The following is a 15189-nucleotide window of genomic DNA, read 5'->3' as shown; positions in this document are numbered from 1 at the left end:
GCACTGCGCATAGGGGCAACGCCGCGCCGTCTGCGCGGCCGAGGGGCTCCACGTACGTATCGAATGTCTTTGACAGTCACGCAGCTCAAGGAGAGTCTTCGAGCGATGGCCGGTCCAGCCTTCCGTGCCGCCGCCGTCCGGGTGCGCACCCCCGCCACCAGCGCCAATCTCGGTCCGGGCTTCGACGCCCTGGGCCTCGCGCTGGGGCTCTACGACGACGTCGTCGTCCGGGTGGCCGACTCCGGGCTGCACATCGACATCGCGGGTGAGGGCAGCGAGAACCTGCCGCGCGACGAGCGCCACCTCCTCGCCCGCTCCCTGCGCACCGCCTTCGACCTGCTGGGCGGCCAGCCCCGGGGCCTGGAGATCGTCTGCGCCAACCGCATCCCGCACGGCCGGGGACTCGGCTCCTCCTCCGCCGCCATCTGCGCCGGCATCGTGGCCGCCCGCGCCGTGACCATAGGCGGCGAGGCCCGTCTGGACGACGCGGCCCTGCTGGCCCTGGCCACCGAGATCGAGGGCCACCCCGACAACGTGGCCGCCTGCCTGCTCGGCGGATTCACCCTGTCCTGGATGGAATCCGGCGCGGCCCGCGCGATCAGAATGGACCCCGACGATTCCATCGTTCCGGTGGTTTTCGTGCCCGGAAAGCCGGTCCTGACGGAAACCGCCCGCGGACTGCTGCCGCGCACCGTGCCGCATGTCGACGCCGCCGCCAACGCGGGCCGCGCCGCGCTGCTCGTGGAGGCGCTCACCCGGCGCCCCGAACTGCTGCTGCCCGCGACCGAGGACCGCCTCCACCAGGAGTACCGCGCCCCGGCCATGCCGGAGAGCGCCGCGCTGGTGGAGCGCCTGCGGGCGGACGGGATCCCGGCCGTCATCTCCGGCGCCGGACCCACCGTCATGGCCCTGACCGACGCCGACACCGCCGACAAGGTCTCCCACCTCGCCGGTGAGGGCTGGGCCGCCAACCGGCTGGACCTGGACATGCGGGGAGCGAGCGTGCTTCCGCTTGCGCCCTGACACACGGTTGCCGGATTTGGAGAGGGGGAATGTTTGTTGGATCCGGTAGTGTTAATCTCAAGTCTGCACCCGACCCCACCATGGCGAGGTGCCACGTGTCCCCGTCCGGGACAGACATTCTTCCGGGAGCCTCCCACGCCACTCCGTGTCCCGTGCGTCGTACCTGGGCAGTACGTCGTATGCGAGCACTGAGCCGGCCGCAGGGCATGCTCCGGAACAGGTGCTACCACGCCACGTGACACCGAGTGCCACGGCTCGCGGAAGCGCCATCACCGCACATTTCTCTTCCGCCGCGTTCGTTGGCGGACCACCGCCCCGGCACGGTTCACCGAAGACAGGACCGTAGCCGGACAGCACAACCGGTCGCCGAGCCAGACAGGCCGACGTCCGCTCCAGGGAAGGACCCTTCGTGAGCGACACCACCGATCTGATGGGCGCACGTGTCGAGGAGACCGCTGCCGCGCCCGCCACGGACGCCTCCGCGCCTGCCGCCGGTGCCGGCTCCCGGCGGCGCCGGGGTACCGGCCTTGAGGGCATGGTGCTGGCCGAGCTGCAGCAGGTCGCCTCGGGCCTCGGTATCAGGGGCACCGCGCGGATGCGCAAGAGCCAGCTGATCGAGGTCATCAAGGAGGCGCAGGCCCAGGGCAGTGCCCCCAAGGCCGAGACCGCCACCGAGACCAAGCCGAAGCGCCGTGCCACCTCCAAGGCCCGCACCGGCGAGAGCGCGGACGGCGCGCAGAAGGCGGCCAAGTCCGAGGCGCCCGCCGAGAAGGCGCAGCAGCAGATCGAGATCCCCGGACAGCCCGCCGCTGGGGGCACCGCCCGCGCGAGCGAAGCCGAGCGCGGGGGAGACGACGCGCCGACCGAGCGCCGCCGTCGCCGCGCCACCGCCGAGGCCGGCAGCCCCGCCGCGGGCGGCGCCGAGACGGCCGCCGCCGAGGCGAAGACCGAGGCCCGCGCCGACGCGAAGAGCGAGTCCAAGGCCGACGCGTCCGCCCAGCAGCCGCAGCAGCAGGGCGAGTCCGCGAAGAACGACGCCGGTGACGGCGAGGGCCGCGGCCGCCGCGACCGCCGTGAGCGCGGCCGTGACCGCGACCGCGGCGAGCGTGGTGACCGTGGTGACCGCGGTGACCGCCGCAACAAGGGCGACGACCAGCAGGGCGGCCAGCGGCAGCAGCAGGGCCAGCAGGGCGGCCGCCAGGACCGGCAGCAGCAGGACGACGACGACTTCGAGGGCGGCCGCCGCGGCCGGCGCGGCCGTTACCGCGACCGCCGCGGCCGTCGTGGCCGCGACGAGATCGCCGAGCCGCAGGTCGCCGAGGACGACGTCCTGATCCCCGTCGCGGGCATCCTGGACATCCTCGACAACTACGCCTTCATCCGGACCTCCGGCTACCTGCCGGGCCCGAACGACGTGTACGTCTCCCTCGCCCAGGTCCGCAAGAACGGCCTGCGCAAGGGTGACCACCTCACCGGTGCGGTCCGGCAGCCGAAGGAGGGGGAGCGCCGCGAGAAGTTCAACGCGCTCGTCCGCCTGGACTCCGTCAACGGCATGGCGCCCGAACACGGCCGCGGCCGCCCGGAGTTCAACAAGCTGACGCCGCTGTACCCGCAGGACCGCCTCCGCCTGGAGACGGACCCGGGTGTGCTGACGACCCGGATCATCGACCTCGTGTCGCCGATCGGCAAGGGCCAGCGCGGTCTGATCGTGGCCCCGCCGAAGACCGGCAAGACCATGATCATGCAGGCGATCGCCAACGCGATCACGCACAACAACCCCGAGTGCCACCTGATGGTCGTCCTGGTCGACGAGCGTCCGGAAGAGGTCACCGACATGCAGCGGTCGGTCAAGGGCGAGGTCATCTCCTCGACCTTCGACCGCCCGGCCGAGGACCACACCACGGTCGCCGAGCTCGCCATCGAGCGCGCCAAGCGCCTCGTGGAGCTGGGCCACGACGTGGTCGTGCTGCTGGACTCCATCACGCGTCTGGGCCGCGCCTACAACCTCGCGGCGCCGGCCTCCGGCCGCATCCTGTCCGGTGGTGTCGACTCGACCGCGCTGTACCCGCCGAAGCGCTTCTTCGGCGCCGCGCGCAACATCGAGGACGGCGGCTCGCTCACCATCCTGGCGACGGCGCTCGTGGACACCGGCTCCCGCATGGACGAGGTGATCTTCGAGGAGTTCAAGGGCACCGGCAACATGGAGCTCAAGCTCGACCGCAAGCTCGCCGACAAGCGCATCTTCCCGGCGGTGGACGTGGACGCGTCCGGTACCCGTAAGGAAGAGATCCTGCTGGGCGCCGAGGAGCTGGGCATCGTCTGGAAGCTGCGCCGGGTGCTGCACGCCCTGGACCAGCAGCAGGCGATCGAGCTGCTGCTGGACAAGATGAAGCAGACCAAGTCGAACGTCGAGTTCCTGATGCAGATCCAGAAGACGACGCCGACCCCCGGGAACGGCGACTGAGTCTTTGGTTCCATCCGACGGAGGCCGTCCCCTCGGGGGCGGCCTCCGTCGTGTGCGACGCGAGAGCTTCGCCACAAAGGTGACGTTCCGTACCGGCCCGGAAGCGCTCGACGACGGGCTGCGAATCCGCAGGTGAGCGCCGCACTCCCGGCGCGGCCGACTACACACGGTGCCCATCGCCCCACGCGGTGGGCACTCTGCGTCGTGCAACGCTGTCCCGAGTTTCTCCGTCCCACCGTACGGAGGGACGATGGAGCGGTGACGACCGCGCCCGACCCTGACCGCAGGGGGTAACCGATCGACGAGACCTAGGAGTGCCGTGTCCGCCGAGAGCATGCCGGAACCGATACCCGAGCCCGGTGCCCAGGAGCCCGGCCGACGGGGCCGCGGCCGGCGCCGCAAGCCCCGCGGCGCCGGTCGCAGGGCCCTGCTCGCGACGGCCTGGACGGCCGCGGGCGTGCTGGTGCTCGGCGGCGCCGGAGCCGGATACCTGTACTTCAAGCTCAACGGCAACCTGCACAGCGTCGACATCAACCAGGTCCTCGGCAAGGACCGGCCCACGAAGGTCGACAACGGCTCCGAGAACATCCTGGTCCTCGGCTCCGACACCCGCGCCGGCTCCAACAGGAAGCTCGGCGGCGGCACGGACGACGGCAGCGCCCGCTCCGACACCGCGATGATCGTGCACGTCTACCAGGGCCACAAGAAGGCCGCCGTGGTCTCCGTGCCCCGGGACACCCTGGTGGACCGCCCGGCGTGCACCGACGCCAAGGGCGCCACGCACCCGGCCGCGAACTCCGTGATGTTCAACGAGGCGTACTCCACCGGCGGCGCGGCCTGCGCCGTGAAGTCCGTCGAGTCCCTCACCGGCATCCGCATGGACCACTACCTGGAGGTCGACTTCGCGGGCTTCCAGAAGCTCATCGACGAACTCGGCGGCGTCCCGGTCACCACGACCAGGGCCATCGCCGACCCGCAGAGTCACCTGGACCTCAAGGCCGGCACGCACACCCTCGACGGACAGCAGGCCCTCGGTCTGGTCCGCACCCGGCACGGCGTCGGCGACGGCTCCGACCTCGGCCGCATCCAGCTCCAGCAGGCCTTCGTCAAGGCCCTGCTCGGCCAGGTCAAGAACGTCGGCGTCTTCAGCGACCCCAAGAAGCTGTACGACCTCGCCGACACCGCCACCAAGGCCGTCACCACCGACTCCGACCTCGGCTCGGTCAACTCCCTCGTCGACTTCGCCGACGGCCTCAAGGGCATCGACGCCCGGCACATGACGATGGTCACCATGCCCGTCCGGTACGACCCGGCCGACCCGAACCGCGTCCTGCTGGAGAAGTCGAAGGCCCGGCTGGTGTGGGACGCGCTGAAGAACGACCGCCCGATCCCCGTGTCCGCCACCAAGGGCACGGCCACGGGCCAGGCCGACGGCGTGGTGAGCGGCTGACGCACGGCCGCCGGACCACCCCGGGGAATAGAACAGCCGCACCCCCGGTTTTGGGGGATGGCCCCAGTCCTGGCAGACTGGTACGTCGGCCCCGGTTCACGTCTCCGCAGCCCGCGGCGGCGACCCGGCGCCCTCCCGAAAACTAGGAGAAACCTTGAAGCGCGACATCCACCCCGAGTACGTCGAGACGCAGGTCAGCTGCACCTGTGGCGCGTCGTTCACCACCCGGAGCACCATCGACTCCGGCACCATCCGTGCCGAGGTCTGCTCCGAGTGCCACCCGTTCTACACGGGCAAGCAGAAGATCCTCGACACCGGTGGCCGTGTGGCCCGCTTCGAGGCCCGCTTCGGCAAGGCTGCCGCCGGCTCCAAGAAGTAGCGAGCCCCCATTCGCCGGTCCACGGCCGTACGTCCGCGAGGGCGTGCGTCCGGGACCGGCGTTTTTGGTCGCCCGCCCCTTCCCTTCATCGCAGTACAGGAGCCGAAAGATGTTCGAGGCAGTCGAGGAACTCGTCGCCGAGCACGCCGACCTCGAGAAGAAGCTCGCCGACCCGTCGGTCCACGCCGACCAGGCGAACGCGCGCAAGCTGAACAAGCGCTATGCCGAGCTGACCCCGATCGTCGGCACGTACGGCTCCTGGAAGCAGGCCGGCGACGACATCGAGACCGCGCGCGAGCTGGCCGCCGACGACCCCGACTTCGCCGCCGAGGTCAAGGAGCTGGAGCAGCAGCGCGAGGAGCTGACCGAGAAGCTGCGCCTCCTGCTGGTCCCGCGCGACCCGAGTGACGACAAGGACGTCATCCTGGAGATCAAGGCGGGCGCGGGCGGCGACGAGTCGGCGCTGTTCGCCGGCGACCTGCTGCGCATGTACCTGCGCTACGCGGAGCGCGTCGGCTGGAAGACCGAGGTCATCGACGCCACCGAGTCCGAGCTGGGCGGCTACAAGGACGTCCAGGTCGCGGTGAAGACCCGCGGGCAGACCGAGCCCGGCCAGGGCGTGTGGGCGCGGCTGAAGTACGAGGGCGGCGTGCACCGCGTGCAGCGCGTGCCGGCCACCGAGTCCCAGGGCCGCATCCACACCTCCGCCGCCGGCGTCCTCGTCACCCCCGAGGCCGAGGAGGTGGACGTGGAGATCAACCCGAACGACCTCCGCATCGACGTCTACCGGTCCTCCGGCCCCGGCGGGCAGTCCGTCAACACCACGGACTCCGCGGTGCGCATCACCCACCTGCCCACCGGTGTCGTCGCCTCCTGCCAGAACGAGAAGAGCCAGCTCCAGAACAAGGAGCAGGCCCTGCGCATCCTGCGCTCCAGGCTGCTCGCCGCGGCCCAGGAGGAGGCGGAGCGGGAGGCCGCGGACGCCCGCCGCAGCCAGGTCCGCACCGTCGACCGCTCCGAGAAGATCCGTACGTACAACTTCCCGGAGAACCGCATCTCCGACCACCGTGTCGGCTTCAAGGCGTACAACCTGGACCAGGTCCTGGACGGCGAGCTCGACGCGGTCATCCAGGCCTGTGTCGACGCCGACTCCGCGGCGAAGCTCGCGGCCGCGTAAGGAACCACGAGGATTTGCTGACTTCCGGAGGACTCGCGTGAACCTGCTGCTATCGGAGGTGGCCCAGGCCACCCAGCGGCTGGCCGACGCCGGCGTGCCCTCGCCGCGCACCGACGCGGAGGAGCTCGCCGCGTTCGTGCACGGCGTCAAGCGCGGCGGACTGCACTCCGTGAAGGACGCGGACTTCGACGCCCGGTACTGGGAGGTCATCGCCCGGCGGGAGCAGCGCGAGCCGCTCCAGCACATCACCGGGCGGGCCTACTTCCGCTACCTGGAACTCCAGGTCGGGCCCGGCGTGTTCGTGCCCCGGCCGGAGACCGAGTCGGTGGTCGGCTGGGCCATAGACGCGGTCCGCGCCATGGACGTGGTCGAGCCGTGCATCGTCGACCTGTGCACCGGCTCCGGAGCCATCGCGCTCGCCCTCGCCCAGGAGGTGCCGCGCTCCAGGGTGCACGCCGTGGAGCTCTCGGAGGACGCGCTGCGCTGGACCCGCAAGAACGTCGAGGGGTCCAGGGTCGACCTGCGCCAGGGCGACGCCCTGACCGCGTTCCCGGACCTGGACGGCCAGGTCGACCTGGTCGTCTCCAACCCGCCGTACATCCCGCTCACCGAATGGGAGTACGTCGCCCCCGAAGCCCGCGACTACGATCCCGAACTCGCGTTGTTCTCGGGGGAGGACGGACTCGACCTGATCCGCGGCATCGAGCGCACCGCGCACCGGCTGCTGCGGCCCGGCGGGGTCGTCGTCATCGAACACGCCGACACCCAGGGCGGACAGGTGCCGTGGATCTTCACCGAGGAGCGGGGCTGGGCCGACGCGGCCGATCACCCCGACCTCAACAACCGGCCGCGGTTCGCCACCGCCCGCAAGGCGCTGCCGTGAGCGGCGCCCAGACTTCAACCCCGCAGTTTGTGTACGAGGAGGCCCGTTAGATGGCACGGCGATACGACACCAACGACGCGACCGACCGCGCGACGGGTCTGCGCGAAGCCGCGTCCGCCGTCCGCCGGGGCGAGCTGGTGGTGCTGCCGACCGACACGGTCTACGGCATCGGCGCCGACGCGTTCTCCTCCGAGGCCGTCGCCGATCTGCTCGCCGCCAAGGGCCGGGGCCGCAACATGCCCACTCCCGTGCTCATCGGCTCCCCGAACACCCTGCACGGCCTCGTCACGAACTTCTCCGAGATGGCCTGGGAACTGGTCGACGCGTTCTGGCCGGGTGCCCTGACGCTGGTCGCCAAGCACCAGCCGTCCCTCCAGTGGGACCTCGGCGACACCCGGGGCACGGTCGCCGTGCGCATGCCGCTGCACCCGGTCGCCATCGAGCTGCTCACCGAGGTCGGCCCGATGGCCGTGTCCTCCGCCAACCTCACCGGGCACCCGTCGCCGGAGACCTGCGACGCCGCGCAGGACATGCTCGGCGACTCCGTCTCCGTCTACCTGGACGGCGGACCGACCCCGGGCAACGTCCCGTCCTCCATCGTGGACGTCTCCCGCGACGTGCCGGTGCTGCTGCGCGAGGGCGCCATCTCCGCGGACGAGCTGCGCAAGGTCGTACCCGACCTTGAGGTGGCGAATTGACGGCCCCTGAAACGGGGCGTGGCATAGGCATCGGAGAGCGCCTCGCGGAGGAGACGACGACGTTCGGGTTTCCGCGCGACACCTTCCGCATCCTCCACGTCAGTACCGGCAACGTGTGCCGCTCGCCCATCACCGAGCGGCTGACCCGGCATTTCGTCGCCGAGCGCCTCGGTGTGCTCGGCGGCGGGCTGATCGTGGAGAGCGCGGGCACATGGGGTCATGAGGGCGCGCCCATGGAGGCCAACGCGGAGACCGTGCTGGCCGACTTCGGCGCGGACGCCTCCGGCTTCATGGGCCGGGAACTGCTCGACGACCACGTCATCCGGGCCGACCTGGTCCTGACCGCGACCCGTGACCACCGCGCCCAGGTCATCTCCATGGGCCATTCGGCGGGCCTGCGCACATTCACCCTCAAGGAGTTCACGCGCCTGGTCCGCGCGATCGACCCCGTGACGCTGCCGCCCCTGGAGGACGGCCTGGTCATGCGCGCCCGCGCCCTGGTCCGCGCCGCCGCCGCCCTGCGCGGCTGGCTCCTGGCCCCCACGGCCGAGGCGGACGAGGTCTACGACCCCTACGGGGCGCCCCTGCCGTTCTTCCGTTCCATCGGCGACGAGATACGGGACGCGCTGGACCCGGTGGTGACGGCGCTGACGGGCGTGCCGGCACGGATGTAGCGCCGGGCGCGGTGAGCTTCCCGGGGCGCGGACGCCGGGCCGGGACGGCGGGCCGACGCCGCGCCCTCCGACCGACCCCGGCCTACATTGGGGATACGTCACCGTCGACCGCCCGGAGCCCGTCATGCCGGTCAGCACCCTGCACGAGGCCGATGTCCTGCGGGAGCAGGACCCGGAGGTGGCCGAGATCCTGATGGGGGAGCTGCGTCGGCAGTCGGCGTCGCTCCAGCTGATCGCGGCGGAGAACTTCACCTCCCGTGCCGTGCTCACCGCCCTCGGGTCGCCGCTGGCGAACAAGTACGCCGAGGGCTACCCCGGCGCCCGCCACCACGGCGGCTGCGAGATCGTGGACATGGCCGAGCGGCTGGCCGTGGAGCGTGCGTGCGCGCTGTTCGGGTCCCGGCACGCGAACGTACAGGCCCACTCCGGCTCCTCCGCCGTCCTCGCGGCCTACGCCGCCCTGCTGCGCCCCGGCGACACCGTCCTCGCCCTCGGCCTGCCCTACGGCGGTCACCTCACCCATGGCTCCCCGGCCAACTTCTCCGGCCGCTGGTTCGACTTCGTCGGGTACGGCGTCGACGCGGAGACCGGGCTGATCGACCACGAGCAGGTACGCCACCTGGCCCGCAACCGCCGTCCCAAGGCGATCGTGTGCGGTTCGATCTCCTACCCCCGGCACATCGACTACGCCTTCTTCCGTGAGGTCGCCGACGAGGTCGGCGCCTATCTGATCGCCGACGCCGCCCACCCCATCGGCCTCGTCGCGGGCGGCGCCGCCCCGAACCCGGTGCCGTACGCCGACATCGTCTGCGCGACCACGCACAAGGTGCTGCGCGGCCCCCGCGGCGGCATGATCCTGTGCGGCGCGGAGCTGGCCGGGCGGGTGGACCGGGCGGTGTTCCCGTTCACCCAGGGCGGGGCGCAGATGCACACCATCGCCGCGAAGGCCGTCGCGTTCGGCGAGGCCGCGACGCCGGCGTTCGCCACGTACGCGCACCAGGTGGTCGCCAACGCCCGCACCCTGGCCGGCCACCTCGCCGAGGAGGGACTCGCCGTCACCACCGGCGGCACGGACACCCACCTGATCACCGCCGACGTGGCACCGCTCGGTGCGGACGGCCGCACCGCCCGCGGCCGGCTCGCCGCCGCCGGGATCGTCCTGGACTGCTGCGCGCTGCCGCACGGCGACGGCCGGGGCCTGCGCCTGGGAACCGCAGCGGTGACCACCCAGGGCATGGGCGAGCCGGAGATGGAGCGGATCGCGAAGCTGCTCGCCGCGGTGGTGCGCGGGCACCCGGAACCGGCCGGGGCGCGGGCCGAGGTGCACGAGCTGACCGGCGCCTTCCCGCCGTATCCGGGCTGATCGGAGGTACTCGCGCCACCGGGCGCGGCCCGCCCGCGGCGGGGGTCGCGGCGAAGGTCACAACGAGGTCTGCAACCATCCTTGCTACCCGTAAGTCCTCATCCCTATACGCCCGCCGCTAGGCTGTGGGGCTGTGATGGCCAGCGAGACCTGTGGGGAAGCCCGTGCGTGAATACCTGCTGACGCTCTGCATCACGGCCGCGGTGACGTACCTGCTGACAGGGCCGGTGCGGAAGTTCGCGATCGTGGCGGGGGCGATGCCGGAGATCCGGGCCCGGGACGTGCACCGGGAGCCCACTCCGCGCCTCGGCGGGATCGCGATGTTCTTCGGGCTGTGCGCGGGCCTGCTGGTCGCCGACCACCTGTCCAGCCTGAACTGGGTGTTCGAGAAGTCCAACGAGCCGCGCGCCCTGCTCTCCGGCGCCGCCCTGATCTGGCTGATCGGCGTCCTGGACGACAAGTTCGAGATCGACGCCCTGATCAAGCTCGGCGGCCAGATGATCGCCGCCGGCGTCATGGTGATGCAGGGTCTGACGATCCTGTGGCTGCCCATCCCCGGCGTCGGCAACGTGGCGCTGACCCAGTGGCAGGGCACGCTGCTGACCGTGGCACTCGTCGTCATCACGATCAACGCCGTGAACTTCGTGGACGGCCTCGACGGTCTCGCGGCCGGCATGGTGTGCATCGCGACGGTGGCGTTCTTCCTGTACGCGTATCGCGTCTGGGTGTCGTACGGCATCGAGGCCGCGGCCCCCGCGACCCTGTTCGCGTCGATCCTGATGGGCATGTGCCTGGGCTTTCTGCCGCACAACATGCACCCGGCGCGCATCTTCATGGGCGACTCCGGCTCGATGCTGATCGGCCTGGTGCTGGCCGCGGGCGCCATCTCGATCACGGGCCAGGTGGACCCGGACGTGATGAACCTGTTCTCCGGTTCCGAGCGCGCCACGGTGCACCAGATGGTGCCGGTCTACATCCCGCTGCTGATGCCGCTGACGATCATCGCGATCCCGGCCGCCGACCTGGTGCTGGCCATCGTGCGCCGTACCTGGCGCGGCCAGTCGCCGTTCGCCGCGGACCGCGGGCATCTGCACCACCGGTTGCTGGAGATCGGCCACTCGCACAGCCGCGCGGTGCTGATCATGTACTTCTGGTCGGCGCTGATCGCCTTCGGCGCGCTGGCCTACTCGGTCAACTCGGCGTCGATGTGGATCGTGCTCGGCGTCGTCTTCCTCAGCGCCGTGGGCCTCGTCCTGCTGCTCCTGCCGCGCTTCACGCCGCGGGTGCCCGTGTGGGCCCAGCGCTTCGTGCCGCCCCGGTACCGGCGCCGGCGTGCGGCCGCCGCCGCGGCGGCGGAAGCGGAACTCGCCATGGAGGCGGCCGCGCAGGACGGACCCGCCGAACCGGAGTCCGATGAGCGCGCGCCCGTCACGGCCGGTGTGTCCGGCGTCAACGGGGCGACCGCAATCGGCACTCGTGGGCGATTTCCCGACCGTTCCTGAGACGGTCAAGGTAAGAATCTGACTAGAGCATTGCCAAGTCGTGGGGGAGCAAAGATCCCCAATACCAGACAAAGCGGCCGTGTTTCTGATCAGACGTGCAGAGTCACTCTCATGTGTGACAGCAAGCACACCTACCAGGTAAAGACCTCATCAAATAGTTTGTGATACTGTTCACGAGAACCCCGGATAGAGCCGAGGGACCGTAGTGCGACGGTCCGTTGGTGTGAGATCTCGATCGCTCAGCCCGGGACTACGCTCGTCCATGACGACACCTGCCCCCTGTGAAAGCGGAGTTGCCGCCATGCCGTCTTCTGACGTCCGGATCCTGGCCCAGGCCGCCGTGCCCACGGCTGTCGTCGGCGCGCTCGCCGCCGTCGTCAGCGGTGTGGTCGCGGGCGGCAAGGGAGCGCTCGGGGCCGTCGTCGCGACGCTGGTCGTGATCCTGTTCATGGGGCTCGGTCTCTACGTGCTCCAGCGCACCGCCAAGTCATTTCCGCAGCTGTTCCAGATGATGGGCCTGATGCTCTACGCGGCTCAGCTGCTGCTGATGGTCATCTTCGTCGCCCTGTTCAAGAACACCACGCTCTTCAACCCGCGTGCCTTCGCCATCACGCTTGTGGTCGCCACCCTCGCGTGGATCAGCGCACAGACGCGTGCGCACATGAAGGCCAAGACCCTCTACGTCGATCCGGATGCCTCGTCCTCGGGTGACAAGCCCGAAAAGACAGGGCGTTCGTCGTGAGAGGTAGGGCCGGGATAAAGGCGCAGCGCGCTAACTGCTATCGTCCGGTGCCAACTGCGGCATCGCGGGCGCGGGCATCCGAGCTGACGCCTGTCCGATCGCGAGGCGAGATGCCCCCCAGCCGCCCCCACATCCGTCACACCAGTCCCGTGCCGACACGCGGCCGCACGCCGCGCCGACACAACGAGGTTGCCGTACCTATGCGCCACGATGAAGGAGCCCGCGGTGAGTGCTGATCCGACGCAGACGCTCGCTTTCGACTCGAGCTGCCACCTGTTCAGCGGGTGCGGCTTCGAGACCGTCGCTCCAGGCCTGCACTCGTTCCTCTTCGAGCCGATCTGGGGGAACACGCACGGCTTTTACTTCAACAAGCCGATGCTGCTCGCCCTGCTTGGCTCCATCATCATCGTGGGCTTCTTCTGGGCCGCGTTCGGCAAGCCCAAGGTCGTCCCGGGCAAGCTCCAGATGGTCGCCGAGGCCGGCTACGACTTCGTGCGCCGCGGTGTCGTCTACGAGACCATCGGCAAGAAGGAAGGCGAGAAGTACGTCCCGCTGGTCGTCTCTCTCTTCTTCTTCGTCTGGATGATGAACCTCTGGTCGGTCATCCCGGTCGCCCAGTTCCCGGTCACGGCGATCATCGCCTACCCGATCGTCCTGGCGGCGATCGTCTACATCCTCTGGGTCTCCCTCACCTTCAAGCGGCACGGTTTCGTCGGCGCCTTCAAGAACTTCACGGGCTACGACAAGTCGCTCGGACCGGTGCTGCCGCTGGCCATGACGATCGAGCTCTTCTCGAACCTGCTGGTCCGCCCCTTCACGCACGCCGTGCGACTGTTCGCGAACATGTTCGCCGGTCACACGCTGCTCGTGCTCTTCACGGTCGCCAGCTGGTACATGCTGAACGGCATCGGCATCGCCTACTCCGGTGTCTCGTTCGCGATGACGATCGTCATGACCGCCTTCGAGCTGTTCATCCAGGCCGTCCAGGCATACGTCTTCGTCCTGCTGACCTGCTCCTACATCCAGGGCGCGCTCGCCGAGCACCACTGAGCCAAACCGCCCCGAAACCCCTGGTCGTCCGGTGGCCAACCCCCACCGGTCCGTAAAGAAAAGGAAGAACTGGCATGTCCCAGACCCTTGCCGCTGTCACTGGTTCGCTCAGCTCCGTCGGTTACGGCCTTGCGGCCATCGGCCCCGGCGTCGGCGTCGGCATCATCTTCGGTAACGGTACGCAGGCCCTCGCGCGTCAGCCCGAGGCCGCGGGCCTGATCCGCGCCAACCAGATCCTCGGCTTCGCGTTCTGTGAGGCGCTGGCCCTCATCGGCCTCGTCATGCCGTTCGTCTACTCCTGAGTCGAACGACAGCGACAGCCCATTCGACGAAAGGCACTGAGATGACCCACGCATGGGTTCAGTTTGCGGCGGAGAAGGAGAACCCTCTCGTTCCGCCGTGGCCGGAGCTCGTCATCGGCCTGATCGCCTTCGTCATCGTCTTCGGCTTCCTCGCCAAGAAGCTCCTCCCGAACATCAACAAGGTTCTGGAAGAGCGTCGCGAGGCCATCGAGGGCGGTATCGAAAAGGCCGAGGCCGCGCAGACCGAGGCCCAGAGCGTCCTTGAGCAGTACAAGGCCCAGCTCGCCGAGGCCCGGCACGAGGCCGCGCGACTGCGCCAGGAGGCGCAGGAGCAGGGTGCCACGCTCATCGCCGAGATGCGGGCCGAGGGCCAGCGGCAGCGCGAGGAGATCGTCGCCGCCGGTCACGCCCAGATCGAGGCCGACCGCAAGGCCGCCGCGTCCACGCTGCGTCAGGACGTCGGCAAGCTCGCCACCGACCTGGCCGGCAAGCTCGTCGGCGAGTCCCTCGAGGACCACGCCCGGCAGAGCCGTGTGATCGACCGCTTCCTCGACGAGCTCGAGGAGAAGGCCGAGGCCGCGCGATGAACGGAGCGAGCCGCGAGGCCCTGGCAGCCGCACGGGAGCGTCTCGACGCGCTGACGGACTCCACGTCCGCGGACGCGACCTCGCTCGCCGACGAGCTGGCGGCCGTCACCGCGCTGCTCGACCGCGAGGCCGGCCTGCGCCGGGTTCTCACCGACCCGGCGCAGTCCGGAGAGGCCAAGGCCGAGCTGGTCCAGCGCCTGCTCGGCGCCCAGGTCAGCGGCGTGACCGCCGACCTGGTGGCCGGGATGGCCCGCGCCCGCTGGTCGCAGCCCCGCGACCTGGTGGACGCGCTGGAGCAGCTGGCGGACATCGCCGACCTCACCGCCGCGGAGAAGCGTGGCAACCTCGACGAGGTCGAGGACGAGCTGTTCCGGTTCGGCCGGATCGTCTCTTCCAGCACCGAGCTGCGCGCCGCCCTGACCGACCGCACCGCGGGCGCCGGGGCCAAGACCGAGCTGCTGAACCGGCTGCTGGGCGGACGGGCCAAGCCCGCCACCGAGCGTCTGGTCGTGCGCCTCGTGGCCGCGCCGCGTGGTCGTAGCCTGGAAGCGGGACTGGAGTCCCTGTCCAAGCTGGCCGCGGAGCGCCGGGACCGTCTGGTCGCGGTCGTCACCTCGGCGGTACCGCTGAGCGACACCCAGAAGCAGCGCCTCGGCGCCGCCCTCGGCAAGCTCTACGGCCGCCGGATCCACCTCAACCTGGACGTGGACCCCGACGTCGTCGGCGGAATGCGTGTCCAGGTCGGTGACGAGGTCATCAACGGTTCGCTGGCGGACCGGCTGGACGAGGCCGCCCGTCGCATGGCGAGCTAGCGGCGCCGCGACAGCGACGCAGCACCTCGGCATACCGAGAAATAGCAGTACGTACATACGGCCCTGGTTGGGCCGTGCAGAGG

General features: G+C 70.3%; 15 protein-coding genes. All 15 read left to right on the top strand.

The window, feature by feature from the left end; all coding sequences use genetic code 11:
- The first annotated feature begins 105 nt into the window (after positions 1-105).
- The 15 genes from thrB (at position 106) to VT52_RS10030 (ending at position 15106) form a co-directional block, all read left to right on the top strand.
- Positions 106-1023 carry a homoserine kinase gene (thrB, locus tag VT52_RS10100; protein WP_046421557.1) on the top strand — a complete coding sequence of 306 codons (918 nt, stop codon included), beginning with the start codon at positions 106-108 and terminating at the stop codon, positions 1021-1023.
- Positions 1024-1432: 409 nt separating this feature from the next.
- Positions 1433-3487, top strand: coding sequence for a transcription termination factor Rho (gene rho, locus VT52_RS10095; protein ID WP_046421558.1), 2055 nt, complete (start codon positions 1433-1435; stop codon positions 3485-3487).
- 319 nt (positions 3488-3806) lie between these two features.
- Positions 3807-4937 (top strand): LCP family protein, encoded by a 1131-nt coding sequence (locus tag VT52_RS10090; protein ID WP_046421559.1) that lies wholly within the window; start codon positions 3807-3809, stop codon positions 4935-4937.
- Between the two features lie 154 nt (positions 4938-5091).
- Positions 5092-5316 carry a 50S ribosomal protein L31 gene (gene rpmE, locus VT52_RS10085; protein WP_018571447.1) on the top strand — a complete coding sequence of 75 codons (225 nt, stop codon included), beginning with the start codon at positions 5092-5094 and terminating at the stop codon, positions 5314-5316.
- Positions 5317-5425: 109 nt separating this feature from the next.
- Positions 5426-6493 carry a peptide chain release factor 1 gene (gene prfA, locus VT52_RS10080; RefSeq protein WP_046421560.1) on the top strand — a complete coding sequence of 356 codons (1068 nt, stop codon included), beginning with the start codon at positions 5426-5428 and terminating at the stop codon, positions 6491-6493.
- Between the two features lie 37 nt (positions 6494-6530).
- Entirely contained in the window at positions 6531-7376 is an 846-nt protein-coding gene (prmC, locus tag VT52_RS10075) for a peptide chain release factor N(5)-glutamine methyltransferase (protein ID WP_046421561.1), read from the top strand.
- Positions 7377-7426: 50 nt separating this feature from the next.
- Entirely contained in the window at positions 7427-8074 is a 648-nt protein-coding gene (locus VT52_RS10070; protein ID WP_046421562.1) for an L-threonylcarbamoyladenylate synthase, read from the top strand.
- Complete coding sequence (locus tag VT52_RS10065) at positions 8071-8748, top strand: arsenate reductase/protein-tyrosine-phosphatase family protein (protein ID WP_046421563.1); 678 nt, start codon at positions 8071-8073, stop codon at positions 8746-8748. Before VT52_RS10070 ends, VT52_RS10065 begins: the two co-directional genes overlap by 4 nt.
- 124 nt (positions 8749-8872) lie before the next feature.
- Positions 8873-10111, top strand: a complete 1239-nt coding sequence (locus VT52_RS10060; RefSeq protein WP_046421564.1) for a serine hydroxymethyltransferase — start codon at positions 8873-8875, stop codon at positions 10109-10111.
- A gap of 164 nt (positions 10112-10275) precedes the next feature.
- Positions 10276-11613 (top strand): MraY family glycosyltransferase, encoded by a 1338-nt coding sequence (locus VT52_RS10055; protein WP_046421565.1) that lies wholly within the window; start codon positions 10276-10278, stop codon positions 11611-11613.
- A gap of 301 nt (positions 11614-11914) precedes the next feature.
- Positions 11915-12355 (top strand): Cg1360 family ATP-synthase-associated protein, encoded by a 441-nt coding sequence (locus VT52_RS10050; protein ID WP_046421567.1) that lies wholly within the window; start codon positions 11915-11917, stop codon positions 12353-12355.
- A 210-nt stretch (positions 12356-12565) separates the two neighbouring features.
- Positions 12566-13405 carry a F0F1 ATP synthase subunit A gene (atpB, locus tag VT52_RS10045; RefSeq protein WP_046421569.1) on the top strand — a complete coding sequence of 280 codons (840 nt, stop codon included), beginning with the start codon at positions 12566-12568 and terminating at the stop codon, positions 13403-13405.
- A gap of 74 nt (positions 13406-13479) precedes the next feature.
- Positions 13480-13707 (top strand): ATP synthase F0 subunit C, encoded by a 228-nt coding sequence (atpE, locus tag VT52_RS10040; RefSeq protein ID WP_030386954.1) that lies wholly within the window; start codon positions 13480-13482, stop codon positions 13705-13707.
- Between the two features lie 41 nt (positions 13708-13748).
- Entirely contained in the window at positions 13749-14294 is a 546-nt protein-coding gene (locus VT52_RS10035) for a F0F1 ATP synthase subunit B (protein WP_046421570.1), read from the top strand.
- Positions 14291-15106 carry a F0F1 ATP synthase subunit delta gene (locus VT52_RS10030; RefSeq protein ID WP_046421572.1) on the top strand — a complete coding sequence of 272 codons (816 nt, stop codon included), beginning with the start codon at positions 14291-14293 and terminating at the stop codon, positions 15104-15106. The genes VT52_RS10035 and VT52_RS10030 overlap by 4 nt, the downstream gene beginning before the upstream one ends.
- The last annotated feature ends 83 nt before the right edge of the window (positions 15107-15189 follow it).

Source organism: Streptomyces malaysiense, from assembly GCF_000980885.2.
Classification (GTDB): domain Bacteria; phylum Actinomycetota; class Actinomycetes; order Streptomycetales; family Streptomycetaceae; genus Streptomyces; species Streptomyces malaysiense.
Note: the sequence above shows the minus strand (reverse complement) of the source record. Positions and strands in the feature narration are given on the sequence as shown.

Coding starts and splice junctions, on each gene's coding strand:
- VT52_RS10070 (WP_046421562.1), top strand. CDS start 7,427: ATGGCACGGCGATACGACACCAACGACGCGACCGACCGCGCGACGGGT.
- atpE (WP_030386954.1), top strand. CDS start 13,480: ATGTCCCAGACCCTTGCCGCTGTCACTGGTTCGCTCAGCTCCGTCGGT.
- atpB (WP_046421569.1), top strand. CDS start 12,566: ATGAAGGAGCCCGCGGTGAGTGCTGATCCGACGCAGACGCTCGCTTTC.
- VT52_RS10035 (WP_046421570.1), top strand. CDS start 13,749: ATGACCCACGCATGGGTTCAGTTTGCGGCGGAGAAGGAGAACCCTCTC.
- prfA (WP_046421560.1), top strand. CDS start 5,426: ATGTTCGAGGCAGTCGAGGAACTCGTCGCCGAGCACGCCGACCTCGAG.
- VT52_RS10030 (WP_046421572.1), top strand. CDS start 14,291: ATGAACGGAGCGAGCCGCGAGGCCCTGGCAGCCGCACGGGAGCGTCTC.
- VT52_RS10060 (WP_046421564.1), top strand. CDS start 8,873: ATGCCGGTCAGCACCCTGCACGAGGCCGATGTCCTGCGGGAGCAGGAC.
- thrB (WP_046421557.1), top strand. CDS start 106: ATGGCCGGTCCAGCCTTCCGTGCCGCCGCCGTCCGGGTGCGCACCCCC.
- VT52_RS10050 (WP_046421567.1), top strand. CDS start 11,915: ATGCCGTCTTCTGACGTCCGGATCCTGGCCCAGGCCGCCGTGCCCACG.